At 43.8% G+C, this 16,369-nt stretch carries 11 protein-coding genes and 1 pseudogene; 7 read left to right on the top strand and 5 right to left on the bottom strand.

Features of this window, described 5'->3' with window-relative positions; translation table 11 throughout:
- The first annotated feature begins 65 nt into the window (after positions 1 to 65).
- The 3 genes from uvrB (at position 66) to JKJ11_RS10015 (ending at position 3,879) form a co-directional block, all read left to right on the top strand.
- Positions 66 to 2,042 carry an excinuclease ABC subunit UvrB gene (uvrB, locus tag JKJ11_RS10025; protein WP_252038108.1) on the top strand — a complete coding sequence of 659 codons (1,977 nt, stop codon included), beginning with the start codon at positions 66 to 68 and terminating at the stop codon, positions 2,040 to 2,042.
- Between the two features lie 80 nt (positions 2,043 to 2,122).
- Positions 2,123 to 3,007 (top strand): radical SAM protein, encoded by an 885-nt coding sequence (locus tag JKJ11_RS10020; RefSeq protein WP_252038107.1) that lies wholly within the window; start codon positions 2,123 to 2,125, stop codon positions 3,005 to 3,007.
- 302 nt (positions 3,008 to 3,309) lie between these two features.
- Positions 3,310 to 3,879: an aldolase/citrate lyase/malate synthase family protein gene (locus JKJ11_RS10015; protein WP_236111522.1), complete on the top strand. Its 570-nt coding sequence runs from the start codon at positions 3,310 to 3,312 to the stop codon at positions 3,877 to 3,879.
- A gap of 122 nt (positions 3,880 to 4,001) precedes the next feature.
- On the opposite strand, the gene JKJ11_RS10010 is transcribed toward JKJ11_RS10015, so the two are convergent.
- From JKJ11_RS10010 to ptsP, 5 genes and pseudogenes are all read right to left on the bottom strand, one after another.
- Positions 4,002 to 6,230 carry a bifunctional diguanylate cyclase/phosphodiesterase gene (locus tag JKJ11_RS10010; RefSeq protein WP_252038106.1) on the bottom strand — a complete coding sequence of 743 codons (2,229 nt, stop codon included), beginning with the start codon at positions 6,228 to 6,230 and terminating at the stop codon, positions 4,002 to 4,004.
- Positions 6,231 to 6,359: 129 nt separating this feature from the next.
- Positions 6,360 to 6,845, bottom strand: a pseudogene (locus tag JKJ11_RS26075) (MASE1 domain-containing protein); the annotation flags it as partial.
- 457 nt (positions 6,846 to 7,302) lie between these two features.
- On the bottom strand, positions 7,303 to 7,965 hold the full coding sequence (locus tag JKJ11_RS10005) for an HAD-IA family hydrolase (RefSeq protein WP_252038105.1): 663 nt from the start codon (positions 7,963 to 7,965) through the stop codon (positions 7,303 to 7,305).
- A gap of 5 nt (positions 7,966 to 7,970) precedes the next feature.
- Complete coding sequence (locus JKJ11_RS10000) at positions 7,971 to 8,459, bottom strand: heme-degrading domain-containing protein (RefSeq protein ID WP_171390901.1); 489 nt, start codon at positions 8,457 to 8,459, stop codon at positions 7,971 to 7,973.
- A gap of 151 nt (positions 8,460 to 8,610) precedes the next feature.
- Complete coding sequence (gene ptsP, locus JKJ11_RS09995) at positions 8,611 to 11,112, bottom strand: phosphoenolpyruvate--protein phosphotransferase (RefSeq protein WP_252038104.1); 2,502 nt, start codon at positions 11,110 to 11,112, stop codon at positions 8,611 to 8,613.
- A 486-nt stretch (positions 11,113 to 11,598) separates the two neighbouring features.
- Here ptsP and JKJ11_RS09990 point away from each other — a divergent pair, with 486 nt between their 5' ends.
- The 4 genes from JKJ11_RS09990 to JKJ11_RS09975 all read left to right on the top strand — a co-directional run bounded on the left by JKJ11_RS09990 (position 11,599) and on the right by JKJ11_RS09975 (position 16,369).
- A complete protein-coding gene (locus JKJ11_RS09990) occupies positions 11,599 to 12,672 on the top strand; it encodes a PTS fructose transporter subunit EIIC (RefSeq protein WP_038231172.1) in 1,074 nt (357 codons plus the stop codon).
- A 63-nt stretch (positions 12,673 to 12,735) separates the two neighbouring features.
- Positions 12,736 to 13,059, top strand: coding sequence for a PTS fructose-like transporter subunit IIB (locus JKJ11_RS09985; protein ID WP_006071781.1), 324 nt, complete (start codon positions 12,736 to 12,738; stop codon positions 13,057 to 13,059).
- Between the two features lie 132 nt (positions 13,060 to 13,191).
- Positions 13,192 to 15,492 (top strand): formate C-acetyltransferase, encoded by a 2,301-nt coding sequence (locus JKJ11_RS09980; RefSeq protein WP_252038103.1) that lies wholly within the window; start codon positions 13,192 to 13,194, stop codon positions 15,490 to 15,492.
- On the top strand, positions 15,458 to 16,369 hold the full coding sequence (locus tag JKJ11_RS09975; RefSeq protein ID WP_252038102.1) for a [formate-C-acetyltransferase]-activating enzyme: 912 nt from the start codon (positions 15,458 to 15,460) through the stop codon (positions 16,367 to 16,369). Before JKJ11_RS09980 ends, JKJ11_RS09975 begins: the two co-directional genes overlap by 35 nt.

Below are 16,369 nucleotides of genomic sequence, written 5' to 3'. Positions count from 1 at the left end.
CTTCGCTTAGTCACTTTGACGATAATAGGCATATACTTTAGTACTGTTCTTCAGAGGGCGAGTATATGTCTAAAAACAAATTTATTCTTCATTCCGCATACCCACCTTCAGGAGACCAGCCTGAAGCCATCGCTCGTTTAATCTCAGGCATCGAAGGTGGTAAAAGTCATCAAACATTACAAGGCGTAACGGGGTCGGGTAAAACATTCACGATGGCGAATATTATCCATCGCTTGAAACGACCCACGTTGATTCTTGCTCATAACAAAACATTAGCTTCCCAGTTATATAGCGAGATGTGTCACTTCTTTCCCGAGAATGCCGTTGAGTATTTTGTTTCCTATTACGATTACTTTCAGCCAGAAGTCTACATTCCCGGTAGCGACCGTTTTATCCGCAAAGACTCCGCGATTAACGAACAGCTAGAGCGACTAAGGCTCTCGGCAACCAAGTCACTGATTGAGAGAAGAGACGTTATTGTGGTGGCTTCCGTTTCTTCTGTCTACGGGTTAGGCGATCCGCAAACTTATCGAGACTTACAAATATCGCTCGCAGTAGGTGAGGCGCTAGATATAGCTGATTTAACGGAACGATTAGCACGCTTACAATATACCCTTACCGAGCCCAAGTTAGAGCGCGCTGGTTTTCGCATTCGTGGTGACGAAATAGATGTGTTTCCAGCTGATTCTGCCCAAGATGCTATTCGCATTACTTTAAATAACGGCGTTATTCAGCAACTTGATTGGGTCGACCCTATCGTGGGTACACTCTTAAAATCTTGCACAGAGTACAAGATTTCACCTAAAACACTCTATGCGTCGTCACCACAAAAAGTCCGTAAAGCCAGTGAGTTGATCCGTATTGAAATGGAACAAAGAGTTAGAGAGCTCAACGAAGCAAACCGATTAACCGAGGCGGCAAGGCTTTACGAACGGTGTATGCATGATATTGAAATGATGCAGCAATACGGTTATTGCTCCGGTATCGAAAACTATGCCTGTTATCTTAATGAACGAGATCCTGAGCTACCGCCGACGACATTAATGGATTACCTACCTAAGGATGGGCTGGTGTTTATCGACGAGTCTCACGTGATGGTTCCTCAGATTTCAGCAATGTCGAAATCAGACCGAAGTCGTAAAGATACCCTTATTGATTACGGGTTTCGTCTTCCTTCAGCTTTAAATAATCGTCCACTGACGTTCAATGAATTTGAAAAGGCAAAACCGCAGACAATTTTTGTTTCTGCGACGCCAGGAAAATACGAAGTTCAGCGTTCAGGTGGAGTGGTGGTTGAACAAATTATTCGACCAACAGGTTTGCTTGACCCTGAGGTTGAGGTGCGCCCATCAGCTAACAATATGGAAGACCTGTTAAAGGAGGTACGTCAGCGTACCAGTAATAATGAACGAGTGCTCGTGACCACTTTAACTAAGGTAAGTGCGGAGTCGTTAAACGACTATATGGCGGAGCAGGGAATACGCGTTCGTTACTTACATTCCGATATTAAAACCTCAGAAAGAGTTGGTATTATCAATGGATTAAGGGCTGGGGAGTTCGATGTCTTGATTGGTATCAACTTACTCAGAGAAGGACTGGATATTCCCGAAGCTTCCTTGGTTGCCATTCTCGACGCGGACCACGCAGGATTTCTACGTTCGGTAGAAGCGCTGATTCAGATCATTGGTCGAGCAGCACGAAATGCCAATGGTAAGGCGATTTTGTATGCCGATAGAATCACACCCGCCATGAAGCAAGCGATAGACGAATCGCTACAAAGACGTAAAAGACAACAAGTTTATAATCAAGCAAATGCGATTGTGCCCGCTACATCGCGTCGTAAAGTAGCATCAGCAATGGAAGAGGCGCAGCAGCAGGCTTGTCATAATGTCGCGTTTTGCGACAGTCTTGCTAGCCTTTGTCAACAAATCACCGCGCGCGAGAAAGGACTGCTTGAAGCGGTCTCTGTGCAAAATGATGCGCAAATTCGTCAAATACGAGCGGAACTGGATAGTTTATATAGGCAGTTCATATTTATGTAGTTCTAGCTCACCTTGTTCGTTGGACGAGAGGTCAAAGTGCGTTACGATTTCGCTAACGCACTTACTTAACAGGATATCGGATGCTCAATTACATTGAACCGGTTTTTAGACCACCGTCAGAGTGGACGTCGCTGATATTACAAGTAACCAATGGTTGTAGCCATAATCAATGCACTTTCTGCGATATGTATACTCAGTCTCAGAAGAAGTTTCGTCCTAAGAAGCTAGAAGAACTAGAGCAAGAATTGCAGCAAGTGGCCGCGTCTGGTGCACGAGTTCACCGAGTTTTCCTTGCGGATGGTGATGCGATGACATTACCATTTCATCGTCTTAAAGCGATCTGTGAGTTAATTCATCGCTACCTTCCCAACATTCAACGTATCTCAAGCTACTGTTTGCCACGAAATTTAACCAACAAGACATCGGAGCAACTCGCAGAGCTTAGAGAGCTTGGGTTGAGTTTGATGTATATCGGTTGTGAAAGCGGAGATGACGAAGTACTAGCTAAAGTGAAAAAAGGTGAGACATTTGAATCATCGTTGGCCGCGCTAAACAAGATAAAAGCGGCAGGCATGAAAAGTTCTGTCATGATCCTAAATGGTCTAGGCGGCCCTATTTTGAGTGAGCAGCATGCACTGAATTCGGCCAAGCTAATGAATGCCGCTCAGCCAGACTATCTCTCAACCTTAGTAGTGTCTTTTCCATTTGGTGAAGAGCGCGTCGCGGCTGAATATAACGGTGACTTTCGCCAATTGACTCAACTCGAGTTATTCAAAGAAATAAAATTATTGCTTGAACATTTACAGTTAGACAAGACAATATTCCGCTCAGATCATGCTTCCAACTATCTAGTGTTCAAGGGAGTACTGGGTAAAGATAAAGAGGCATTATTGCAACAAGTTGAGCTGGCAATTCATCATCCAGAGCAAATTTCGCTCCGCCAAGAGTGGCAAAGAGGTTTGTAAAAATCCCCTTTTTTACTCGTTCACACAGTGAATTTTACAAAACTCGCTTTTAGCGGGTTTTGTGTTTTTTGCATGTCTGATTTTATTAACGTATTGAAAAATTGAGAATAAATATGATTTCCAAGAGTGCTTTATCGATTTTTACAAAGAGTGATTTTGTAAAATTGACAGTGTGAAAATTTCGTTGTGAAATTGTTGTCAAAAAAGCGCTATTCTAATAATCAAGCAATAACGAGACAAACCAACAAGGTGTTAAGGGTATTTGCTTAAGCTGTTATTAATTGCCTCTGAAGGAATAGACTATGAATATGCAGACATTCGATAAAACAGAACTACATAACCCACAAAATTTTATCGCTGAAGCCGTGTTTGCCGTGGAAATGGTCAACGCTGATAAGCCAACTCAAAAACAACAAATGACTAAGCAACTTCTTGATACCTTGTTCCCGCTAGAGAATGGTTCTCACGAGGATGTAGTAAGTTATGAAATTGACTATCGCCACGTTCAAGCGTACTTCAAAAATGGTCAACATAGCGGCCTGCGCCATGCCAAACAGTTTGTTGCTTATACTGGCGACAAGTGTTCTCCGGATTCGATTCTATTCCGCGACGAAAGTGGCACTCACGTAGAAGTTACGTTCGCTCGCCGTCAAGGCAACGGGTTTCTACAGCTGGTTCAAATTGCTGATATTCAATTAGAAACGTGTACTACGTTTGGTCAGTCTGAAGGCCATCAAACCACGGGTCTTCGTCACTGGGTAAGCTTGGTGAAAGGCGATGATAAATGTCGCCCAACGGCGAGTAATGAAGACAAGGAATATACAGCGAAGAGTGGAGAAGATTACAAATTAGGTTTTTGTTTCGCTTGTTAGCTTGGCTAGCTCACTTACAAACTGCTAAAAAATAAAGCCGCGCTGTGTATGCGCGGTTTTTCTATTTAATCATTCATCGGTCGCTAGTCTTCGGTTATGTGATTTTAGTGTCTAAAATGGACCTAGAGTCCATTGGAGCGTTCTGAACGGCTAAGTTTGCTGTTTTGGCAGAACGCCGTGTAGGATGATTGGGGGAGTGGTTTGCTAAATAGAAAACCTTGACCCCACTGACAATCGTGATCTATCAAGATTTTCATTTGTTCTGCGGTTTGTATCCCTTCCGCAATGACATTAATACCAAGCTCATTAGCCATTTGTAACGTCGAACTTACTATCGTCATGTCTTCTGGGTGAAGTTGGTCTATGAAAATTCTGTCGATTTTTAAGCTATCAACAGGAAGTTGCTTTAAATAACTTAACGAGGAATAGCCGGTTCCATAGTCATCGATAGCTATATTTACCCCAATCTTCTTCAACTCTGTGATGAACCTGATGGCTTGGCTCATATTTTGTACTAATACACTCTCAGTAATTTCAAGTTCAAGGGCTTCAGGTGAAATCCCGTAGCGTTGAAGTGGATCCATCACATCGTCAATTAGTTGACCCGAAACTAGCTGCACTACTGATACGTTTACTGATACTTTTTTATGGTAAATATTCTGGTCTTGCCACACTCTGATCTGTTTGCAGGCTTGCTCGATGACCCATGCGCCAATAGGAATGATCTCTCCAGAGACCTCCGCAATAGGTATAAATGAATCGGGTGAAATTACTCCATAGGTAGGGTGGTTCCATCTTAGCAAGCACTCGCAACCAAGATGCTTCCCAGAGCGAAGCTCGATAATAGGTTGGTAGTATAATTCAAACTGTCCTTTCTCCAAGGCTCTCGGCAGTTCTGATTCAATAAATAGTTTGTGTTGTGCTTGTTTTCTTAAAGTGTTCGCGTAACAAAAATAACCAACCGATGACTCTTTTGCTTTATACATGGCGGTATCAGCGGCTCGAAGAAGATCGTCGACATTTTGACCATCTTTAGGGTAAGCGGCAATGCCTATACTAGTTGATATCGTAAGGGACTCTCTCCCAATTTGAATGGGTTTTCTCAACCCATTAATGATCTTTTTGGATAGAGCGATTGCTTGTTCTATGTTGGTAAGGTTTTCGATAAGAATTGTGAACTCGTCACCGCCAAAACGAGCTAGTACGTCGCTACTTCTCAAGCAACCACTTAACCTTTTAGAAACTTCGACGAGTAACTTGTCGCCAAAGTCATGCCCTAGGCTATCGTTTACGTGTTTAAAACGATTGAGGTCAAGAAAAAGAACGGCTGCGATCGAACGATTCCGTTCGGCCAATCTCAAAGCATGGTTAGTTTGCTCGATAAACATGCGTCTGTTAGGTAAGTTGGTTAGTGCATCGTTAAACGCGTAACGCTTAAGCTGATCTCTTGAAGCTTCCAGTTCTTTAGTTCGACTTTTTACACGCCTTAATAAGACCTTATGATTGTTAAACACCGTCATGATAAGCAGTACACTTAAAGCACCAAACACAGACTCATAAATGAGAAATGTTACGGATTTTTGAGCGGTTAATGAAAGGAGTACTTGTTGTGATACAGATAAAACGACGGTCCACTCTCGAGTAGTCACTTGTTGAGAAAAAGAAAACTCTACTGCGCCCTCAGATGGGGCTAAATTGTCTGGTGAGAAGTAACGGTAAATCACTTCATCTCCTGCACTAGAGTCGAGAATTTCTACGTCCATATAGTGTGCAGAGCTATTGTTCACACTCGCTTTAACAATATCCCCAACGACAAAAACACCAACGGCAAAACCAGATAGATTGAAAGAGCGTGTAATAACTGAGGTATCAAGAGAAGGTCCATCATTTATCGGAGTAAATATTAAAAATCCAGGCTCTTTGGTCTCAAGTTGGACAAGTTGAATAATCTCTGTAGCGACTGGATAGTTATTGTTCTGCGCGAGAATCATTGCCTCTCGCCGTGCTGCATTAGAGAACACATTGAAGCCAAATGCTTTTTCATTGGAAAGAAATGGCTCGATCCATTTTACAACAACGAGAGGATCATACTCATTCAATGGGGTGCCCCGAACTTTAAACATCGAAGAGCTTTGGTTATTGGTCTCTATTTCAAACTTGCTCACATGACGCTGTTCTACAAGTGGATTCCAAGAAAACCCTCGAATCCCAGGAGTTTTGTCGATAAGCGGCAAGGTTATCTCTCTAAACTCTTCTTGTGTAATGTCGCCATTCCCGGAAAGATGTCTAGCTAAAGTTGATAAAGACTTTAAATAGTTTTCTACTTGATGATTAAGGTTTTTTTCAATCAATTGAGAACGGACTTGGACCTCATTGAGGCTGTCGGATTTGAGCGTTTTATCACTGTAATTTTGAATGATAATAAGTGTAATAAAAACAATAGAAAGTGGAAATATCAGAGCCCTAGAGTGCTTTAGTCTGTTGGCTAGTCGGTCGCGCGATTTAAATAAGATAACAACGATAGGTGTAATAATGATGATACCTAAAAAGTCACCTAAGCATTGAATGACTACATTTGCCCAGTAGCTGTCGCTAAAGCGTAATATATGAGCGGGCTCTATGAGCAGGTTTACTAGCAAACTACCGATTAGAGAGCATATAAATGCTACTCCTATAAATAGAGTAACTTTGGTAAAGCTGGCTAAGCTAATGACATTTAAGGAGAGATGTCTTAAAACGCGGTAATTTATCCAAGCTTGAACCGTAGAAGCGAAGCTGATTCCAATTGACGTTATTATTAAAGAGAGGCCAGTTGCATTCCCATCGAATAATTGAATCCCAATACTAAATATTAGTGAGCCAGCCAAGATTGCAGGTAAGAAGTGTCTCTGCCATAAAAAACAACCCGCAAGTGCAATACCAGCTGATGGCCACAATGATGCAACTAAAGTTTGAGGGCTGAGCATTGAGAAAAGAAATGAAGATACTATGTATAGAAAAAACAAACTCACATAGCGTAAATCAAAGGACGATAATGGACGGCCTTGTTTGCTGAGGGAATCAGTGGTAACTAATCTATTATTATTGTTCAAATGATCTCTTCCAGTGCTATTAACAAAAGTGTCACTAGTTGGAGTTGCTTATAGTAGTGTAGTAAAGAGAACAGGGAATGGTATGTTTGTTGATGATCAGTTGAACTATTGATGTTGTGCGGACAGCGTCTTAGGTGGCGAGAGGTACAGAAGCAGAATCAGCGCTATTCAATACGTTTGAAGCTAACACTAATGCCCTAAAGGAGCAAAGGGCATCGGTGCGATATGGTGAGTTGCCAGACTCTAGGTTGCTCAATGGTATAGGTTTCCTATACATAGAAGCACTAATAGACAATTTCTGAACAGGCTAGGCGTATGCCTCCTTTTCGGCTTACAACGTCAGGGTAAATCCGTGTTCTGTCTTTTCAATCTGAATATCAGAAGGCTTGCATATATAGCCATCCGCGTCAGGCAATTCACTTCTTGAGCTATGACTGAGCACCGCAATGCTCTGGCAACCTGCTGCGCTCCCTGAGTTGAGGCCAGCGACCGCATCTTCAAAGCAGATGCATTCTTCAGGATTCAGATTCAGTTCTTTCGCCCCTCTCAAATAAGGTTCGGGGTGTGGTTTGCCTTGGGAGAGCAACTCGGGTGTAACAAGGATTTTGGGCTGAGGGAGGTTTGCCGCTTTCATTCTAGCTGTTGCTACTGGCAATGTGCCAGAGGTAACGATAGCCCACGGGATACCGAGCTCATTTAAGCTGTTTAGTAGCTCAACGGCGCCAGGTAGCGCAGTGGTGCCTTCGGTGTGGGTGGCTTCATAGTGTTCTAGATAGTCAAATTCGGCTTGAACTTCTGGTGTATCTACTGATGCATTAAGCAGCTCAGCGATTGATTCGATAGCAGGCCTTCCGTGAATCCTCGACATCACGTAGCTAGGCTCGAGACCTTTAGATTCTCCCCAGCGTGACCATGCACGTGTCACTGCTGGGATTGAGTCGACTAATGTACCGTCTAGGTCGAATAACAGACCTTTAAATGAAAGCGTCGTCACGATAACTATTCCTTTTTCAAATACTGTGAGAGCACATCTACGATTAGCTGGTGGTCTTCGTGTTGAGGCAAACCTGAAACCGTAATCGTTCCTATCATACCTGTGTTTTTAACTCGAATAGGAAAAGAACCGCCAAATGGACTGTAATCTTTCTCATCAATGAAAGAAGCTTGTTCTATATTCTTTCCCTTCATTTCTAGGTAATGCTTCATATACCAAGAACTGCGCTGAAAACGCTTGGTAACGTTTGATTTTCTTCTCACCCATTCTTGATTGTCTAATGTTGCTCCGTCAAGTGCACAATGGAAAAGGCACTGCTCACCAACCGAAATATTGATGGCAACCTTGGCGTGCTTTTCGATGGCGTTGGCACGCAGCTCATTACCGATATCCCAAGCGACTTTCTGATTGAAATAGGGGAACTGCAACAGGTTTTCTTCCGCAATAAGGCTGTCGAGTCTTGTTTGAGTGTTTGATGTCGTAGTGGCGGGCATATTCCGCTCCTTTCTAAAACAAAAAGGGCGAAGTAACACTGGACACGAATGATGGTTACTTCGCCAAAAACTTGGAACCGAACAAGTTAGTCAGTCCAAGTCCGAGGTGAGAAGGTTTTGAATCCTTCTTACTTCCATTTGGAATTGGGGACTATAGCTCTAGCTCCGTCATGAGTTTCTGTTCTATTTCACTGCTCGATTGGGCGTTAAACAAGGCATCACGAAATTCGGCATGCATAATTTTACGTGCCAACTTAGAGAAGATCTTCATATGTTGGTCGCCGGCTGCGTGTTTGTTCAGCGTCAACATGATGACAAACTGCGCCTCCTCATCGCCCCATTGAATAGGCTTCGCTAGACGGCATACGCTCACCGCTGATTGCTCAATGTGTTCACTCTTGGTATGAGGGATAGCAAAGCCAAAGCCTAGACCGGTTGAGAACACATCTTCTCGAGCCCAAAGATCGTCCGCCAATTTATTCGGATAACGGCAACGTCCTGTTAGGAATAGATTGTCAGCGAGTGTCTTAATCACTTCCTCTTTGCTACGCAGGTCGAGATCAAGCTTGATACAATCTTCTGAAATCAGTGGCGCTTCGGTTTGTGCCATACGGAACTGCGCAAGTAGATGCTCTACTTCCAATGGTGTACGACATTGCATTGCTTTGTTTAACAACTGTCGACATTCTCGGCTATCTAGTTTGGAAATGCGTTCCTTGGTCGCAGCAATGCTTGGTGCGCTCATGCTGATTTCATCAAGCCCTAGACCAACGAGCAGGGGCAATACTGAGCCTTTAGCGCCAAGCTCCCCACACAGTCCAATCCATTTACCATGACGATGCACTTCATTGACGACGTGGTCTAGCGTTCTCAAGAATGCTGGATTTAGACTGTTGTAGTGTTTCGTTACTTTTGCATTGTCACGATCAACGGCCATCAAATATTGAGTTAGGTCGTTAGAGCCGATGGAGAAGAAATCCACTTCTTCACAACATTGATCGATGATAAAGGCTACAGAAGGAACTTCCATCATAATGCCAAGCGGGATTTTTTCATCGAACGGAACCTGTTCTTTACGGAGTTCTTGGCGAATCTCAGCAAGAATGTCTTTGACCCATAAAATCTCCTCCATCGAAGAAATCATTGGAATCATTATCTTCAGCGGACCATGTGCCGAAGCACGCAGAATAGCTCGTAATTGGGTTTTAAATAGGTCAATAAACTCTTCGTAGATACGTACTGCACGGTAGCCAAGGAATGGGTTGTTTTCTTTAGGGATATTGAGGTAGTCAACTGGTTTATCGCCGCCGATGTCGATAGTACGAACGATGATCGCACGACCTGAAGCTGCATCCAGTGCTTGGCAGAATATGTTGTAGAGCTCATCTTCTTTCGGCGCACTTTTGCGATCCATGTATAGCATCTCGGTACGGAATAAACCGATGGCTTCTGCTCCCGAGTCAAATGCTGATTTTGCTTCTACGGAATGGGCGATGTTCGCTGCAACTTCAAGTTTTTTTCCATCTTGTGTCATACCCTGTGTATCTTTGAACGCAGCCTGGCGCTCTCGAACCGTATTGATGATTCGGTTTTCTTGTTCGTAGTAACGAACCACAGGTTCAGTTAGGTCGGTGACGATTGCACCTAAATTGGCATCAAGATAAACCTCTTGGCCGATGTCGGCCTCCAATGCACCATCTTTCATTCCAACGACTGTTGGAATACCAAAAGAGCGAGCAAGAATAACTGTGTGAGATGTGCTGCCACCATGGGTCAAAACCAAACCTTTTAGCAGTGACTTATCCAGCTCTAAGAACTGACTAGGGGTGAGGTCCTCAGCCATACAGATAGAGGGTTCAGTCAGCGCGAGTTGGCTGGTGTAATGTTCGTCACCGTAGATTGTTTGCAGTAATTGGAAGCAAACATCTCGAATGTCGAGTTCACGCTCACGAAGGTATTGGCTGGAAGATTTCTGTAGTTGCTCTGCATAGTGTTTTGCGGTTGCGACCACTGCCTGGGCACAGCTTCTTCCTTCTACGAGATTAGTATTCAGTTGTTGTGCGAACGACTCATCCCTCAATATAGAGAGATGCGCGGCAAGCACTTCGCTTTCCGTATCTACTGATGTGTTGGCTTGCACTTCAATGGCCTTAGAAAGCTGAGCGAGACCGCTTTTTAGTTCAGACTTTTCTTCTTCAAGTGCTCTTGTTTCAGGAAGGTAGGGCAGTTGATCAAAGTTGATTGCACCTACTTTAACCACTACGCCACGGCCAATGCCACTGCTCACGGAAGTTGCACGAATCGCTCCTTCCGTGAGGTTGGATAAGTTACGTGGTAGTGGTTGCTGTTCTTCATTAGCGTGTGTTTGTTCTAGTGGAGAATCGCAATGTGGAAACTCATTCGCAATAAAGTTCTGTAAAGCTTCCAGTGCAGACTCCTCATCCTCGCCGTCTATGGTGATCATACATGTGTCACCGAGTAGTGTGTCTGTCCCTATTAAAGACAACACACTTTTTGCATTTCCAGATAGGCCAGTACGTTCGTTCTGCCACTCAATGTTAGATAGGTATTGATTACAAAGGGTTTCTACATGACCCGCTGGTCTTGCGTGAACACCATTGGGTAGCTCACAAGAAAAGGTAAAACTTCTCATAGGGGTTTAGTCCTTAGTTTCGAATTTGTTATTAGTCGTTTATGTCTACAACTTTAACAAAAAGCACCGTGTGGACTATTGGATAAAAGTGCTAAAAACTGGATATTTGTAAGGTAGTGGGCTGTTTGTGATACCGTTCAAAAATACAGTTTAGTATGTGACTTTAATCAAGTTTTATAAAAGATGTGTCAGTGTTTTATGTTCAACTAATCCTTTAATAACAGTTGCTTAATTGGTTTTCTTGAATCTTTTGATAAAAGTACTAGTAAAGTGTGCTCAAGATCAATATTCACGCTGCATCTAACAAATATCCAGTAAAAAGCAGTTTTGTCCTCTAACTGGTTAGCACATTTGCTCACTATTATAACCCTGTGCTGTAGAGATGGAGTTTCTCTGAAGCTTAATCAGAAACGTGAGCCAATAAATACAAAAGAAGTACTTCCTTTAATAAAAATTTTAATACTTATGTACTCAAAGGAGAGGTCAATGAATGACTTAATCTCAATTCTTAAAAATACGAGACAACATCTAATGACAGGTGTATCTCACATGATTCCTTTCGTGGTTGCGGGGGGGATCCTACTGGCGGCTTCCGTCATGTTATATGGGGAAGGTGCTGTGCCTGAAGAAGGAACGTGGCTGCACGATCTATTCTTTATTGGTGTAGCCGGCTTCCAACTTATGGTTCCCATTCTAGCTGCTTACATCGGTTATTCGATTGCTGACCGCTCAGCGCTCGCGCCTTCTGCTATTGCAGCGTTCATTGGCGCAAACATGTACAACACTGGTTTCTTCGGTGCGATCTTCGCGGGTCTATTAGGCGGCATTGTTGTTTTCTATCTGAAGAAGATAAAAGTGCCAGCGTTTGCTCGTTCAATTATGCCAATCTTCGTGATTCCAATTATAGGTACATTTATTACCGCTGGTGCCATCGTTTGGGGCATCGGTGAGCCAATTGGCGCGGCAACAGAAGCGCTTACTGGTTTCCTAAAAGGTATGCAGGACTCAAGTATCGTTGTACTCGCTATTATCATGGGCCTAATGATTGCCTTTGATATGGGTGGTCCAGTTAACAAAGTTGCGTATGCATTCGTCATCCTTTGTGTCGGTGAAGGCATTTACAACGTCGCAGGTATTAGTGCAGTTGCGGTAGCAACACCGTCTGTAGGCATGGGTCTAGCGACATTCTTGAACAAGAAGCTTTACGCAGCTGACGAACAGGAAGCTGGCCGCGCGTCCATTCTAATGGGAACAATGGGTATTACTGAAGGTGCTATTCCATTCGCGGCAGCCGATCCACTTCGTGTACTTCCTTCCATCATGATTGGCACCGCAGTAGGTGCGGCGACTGCAGCGATTCTTGGTGTTGAGTGTTTCGCGGCATGGGGTGGTTTGATTGTACTACCAGTTGTAGACGGTCGATTCGGTTTCCTAATTGCACTTGGTGTTGGCTCTTTAGTGACCGCACTACTGGTTAACTTTCTTAAAGCTCGTCGTAAAGTAGAACAGCCGCAGAAAGAAGAATCTGATGATTTAGACCTAGACATATCAATCGGTTAACTCTAAGTCTTTGAATTAAATATTATCCAATAAAAACAGAACATTAAAATAAAGGTGAGAATTATGACTAATATCGTAGCAGTTACAGCGTGCCCATCTGGCGTAGCGCATACCTACATGGCGGCGGAAGCCGTAGAGGCAGCAGCAAAAGCAAAAGGTTGGAATTGCAAAGTTGAAACTCAGGGCTCAATTGGTATTGAAAATGAGCTGACAGCAGAAGAGGTCGCTCAAGCTGACATCGTGATTCTAACTAAGGATATCGGTATCAAGAATGAGGATCGATTCAAGGGTAAAACAATTGTTCGTATCGGCGTGAGTGATGCCGTCAAGCGTGCAGATGCTGTGATGAGTAAGATTGAAGCTCACTTAGAGAAAGCGACAGCATAACCAGTCAGGCTCCCTTAACACGAGGGAGCCTTCATACCACAGTTACTTTCTTCAAGCGTTATCGAAAGTGACTCTGTTATGAATCAAGAAAATGCCCATCAGTGGCAATAGACAATAATAATGGAGCCTATTGTGAGCACCGAAAGAATTACTCGATTAAAGTCCGCCCTGTTTGAAGCTCAACGTGAAATCTCTCTAGAACGTGCGCTACTGTATACCGAGAGCCATCAGCAGACGGAAGGGGAACATACTCTTATCCGCCGAGCAAAGGCAACAGCACACGTTTTGGATAATGTTGCGATATCGATTCGTGATGATGAACTGATTGCCGGAAACCGCACCATCAAGCCGCGTGCTGGTATTGTCTCACCAGAAATGGATCCTTATTGGATTGATAAAGAGTTAGATATCTTTGAGTCACGCCCACAGGATAAATTCTATATCTCTGAAGAAGATAAAGTGGTCTATAAAGAGACGCTGCTGAGTTACTGGTCCGAGCGTTCTATGAAAGACTTTATCAATGCTCAAATTCCTGAAACCGTCAAACAAGCGGTGTCCGAGAAAGTATTCAGTGTTAACCAAACCGATAAAGGTCAAGGCCACATCATTATCGACTTTGATCGCTTACTTGAAAACGGATTAGGTGCATTGACCGATGACATGTCTACGCTAGCAACCGTTAATAGTGACAACGAGTTTTATCAATCGGTACTGATTCTACTGCAAGCCTCAACTAGACATATTCGTCGTTACGAAGCGTTAGCCAAACAGATGGCCGCTGAGTGCGAGTGCCCCGTTAGGGCGGCAGAGTTAATTCGTATTGCATGTATCTCTGGCAAAGTCGCCACACAAAAACCGCAAGGTTTTTATGAAGCGTGTCAGCTGTTCTGGTATATGAATATCATTCTTCAGTATGAGTCAAATGCGAGTTCACTATCTCTTGGGCGTTTTGATCAATATATGATGCCGTTTTATCAGGACTCTATCGCCAACGGTGAATCTCCTGCGTTTTTGCAAGAGCTGCTTGAGAGTTTGTGGGTCAAAACAAACGACATCGTCCTACTGCGTTCATCCAGCAGTGCTAAGTTTTTTGCTGGCTTTCCAACCGGTTATACCATCTTGCTCGGCGGTCTGACTGAAAATGGGCGTAGCGCAGTCAATACGTTGTCAACACTCTGTCTTGATGCGTACCAAAGCGTGCAACTACCGCAGCCAAACCTTGGTGTTCGAGTAAACGAATTCATTGACCGTGCGTTTCTCAATAAAACCGCAGAAACCATTCGTTTAGGCACAGGTATTCCGCAAATATTCAATGATGAAGTGGTGGTGCCGGCGTTTTTGAATCGTGGTGTCTCTTTGGAAGATGCGCGTGATTATTCTGTCGTGGGCTGTGTGGAGCTGTCGATTCCGGGGAAAACCTATGGGCTGCATGACATAGCGATGTTTAACCTGCTTAAGGTCATGGAATTGGTACTTAAGCGCAATAAGGGCAATCAAGACGTCAGTTTTGAAACATTACTCGCTGAGATTCGCACCGACATTTGCCAGTATGTGCAGCTAATGGTTGAAGGGTCAAACATCTGTGATGTGGGGCATCGTGACTGGGCTCCTGTTCCACTATTGTCCTCGTTCATTAGCGACTGTATCGAGAATGGGAAGGACATTACCTATGGTGGTGGTCGTTATAATTTCTCTGGTGTGCAAGGGATTGGGATTGCCAACCTTTCTGATTCGTTAATGGCGTTAAAGCGTTTTGTATTTGAAGAAAATCGCATGAACTTTGCGGAGTTTATCGCGGTTCTTGAATCTAATTTCGAAGGTAAAGAGGGCGAACGAGTTCGTGCTCGTCTGATGAACCGCTACGAAAAATATGGCAACGATATCGATGAAGTGGATGTGTTGGGTGCTGACTTGTTAAGACTGTTCTGTAAAGAAGTCGAAACCTACCAAAACCCTCGTGGTGGCTATTTTACTCCGGGGTCATACACGGTATCTGCTCATGTTCCTCTTGGTGCTGTGGTTGGTGCGACACCAGATGGAAGATTGGCTGGTGAGCAATTGGCTGATGGTGGCCTATCTCCTATGTTGGGCAAAGATCAGCAAGGCCCGACTGCGGTACTGAAATCGGTCAGTAAGCTGGATAACTACTTACTGTCGAATGGTAGCTTGCTCAATGTGAAGTTCACGCCATCAACCCTAGAGGGAGAGCAGGGCATTACCAAATTAGGGGATTTCTTACGAGCATTTATGAAGCTCAAGCTGCAACACATTCAGTTCAATGTATTGAATGCAGACACGTTACGTAAGGCGCAAGAAAAGCCCGAAGATTACGCAGGATTGGTGGTGAGAGTAGCCGGCTATAGCGCTTTCTTCGTGGAACTATCGAAAGAAATTCAAGATGACATTATCCGAAGAACCGCTCATGAGCTGTAATTGCCAAACGAGCGAAACAGGTTGTTCAGAATCTGGGGAGTTTAGTGCGCCCCAGCTCAAAGCGCGAGTATTTAACATCCAGCGATACTCGTTAAATGATGGTGAAGGTATTCGTACCGTGGTCTTTTTTAAAGGCTGTCCTTTGAAATGTCCTTGGTGTGCTAACCCAGAGTCACGTTCGATTGATTTGGTAAACATTCGCAGGGAAGCCAAGTGCTTACACTGTGATGTTTGCGAGCAGGACGCGGATGAGTGTCCAAGTGGTGCGTTTGAACAAGTCGGTTATGACGTCACTATTGAAGAGCTGGTAAAAGAAATTGCTAAAGATGATGTGTTCTATCAAACATCAGGCGGTGGCGTCACCTTGTCTGGTGGTGAGATTCTGGTGCATGGCAGATTTTGCATCGAACTTCTAAAGCAGCTAAGAAGACTGGGATACAAAACGGCGATTGAAACCTCAGGACATGGAAATAGTAAGCAGTTGAGCGATATGGCTCAATATTGCGATGAAATTCTGTTTGATTTCAAATTGATGGATGAGGTCAGAGCTAAGGAGATCATCGGCATTAATCTGGATAAGGTACTCGAAAGCTTTAAGACGTTAATGGCCAAACCTTGCAAGGTCATCCCCAGATTACCGCTAATACCAGGCTACACCCTCGATCTCATTAATGTTGATAGGGTACTTGGCTTTATTGCTCCTTACGATATTGAAGAGGTCCACTTATTGCCATTTCATCAATTTGGCTCAAATAAATACGACACATTGGGGATGCACTACACCATGAAAGACATCCCAGTACCGACAAAACAAGAAATTGATGCGATTCAGCGCCATGTCGAAGCGCATGGATATAAAGTCGTCATAGGAGGCTAG

This window comes from Vibrio sp. SCSIO 43133 (assembly GCF_023716845.1).
GTDB classification, from domain to species: domain Bacteria; phylum Pseudomonadota; class Gammaproteobacteria; order Enterobacterales; family Vibrionaceae; genus Vibrio; species Vibrio mediterranei.
The sequence above is the reverse complement of the archived record's forward strand: the minus strand, read 5'-3'. Positions and strand labels throughout refer to the sequence as shown.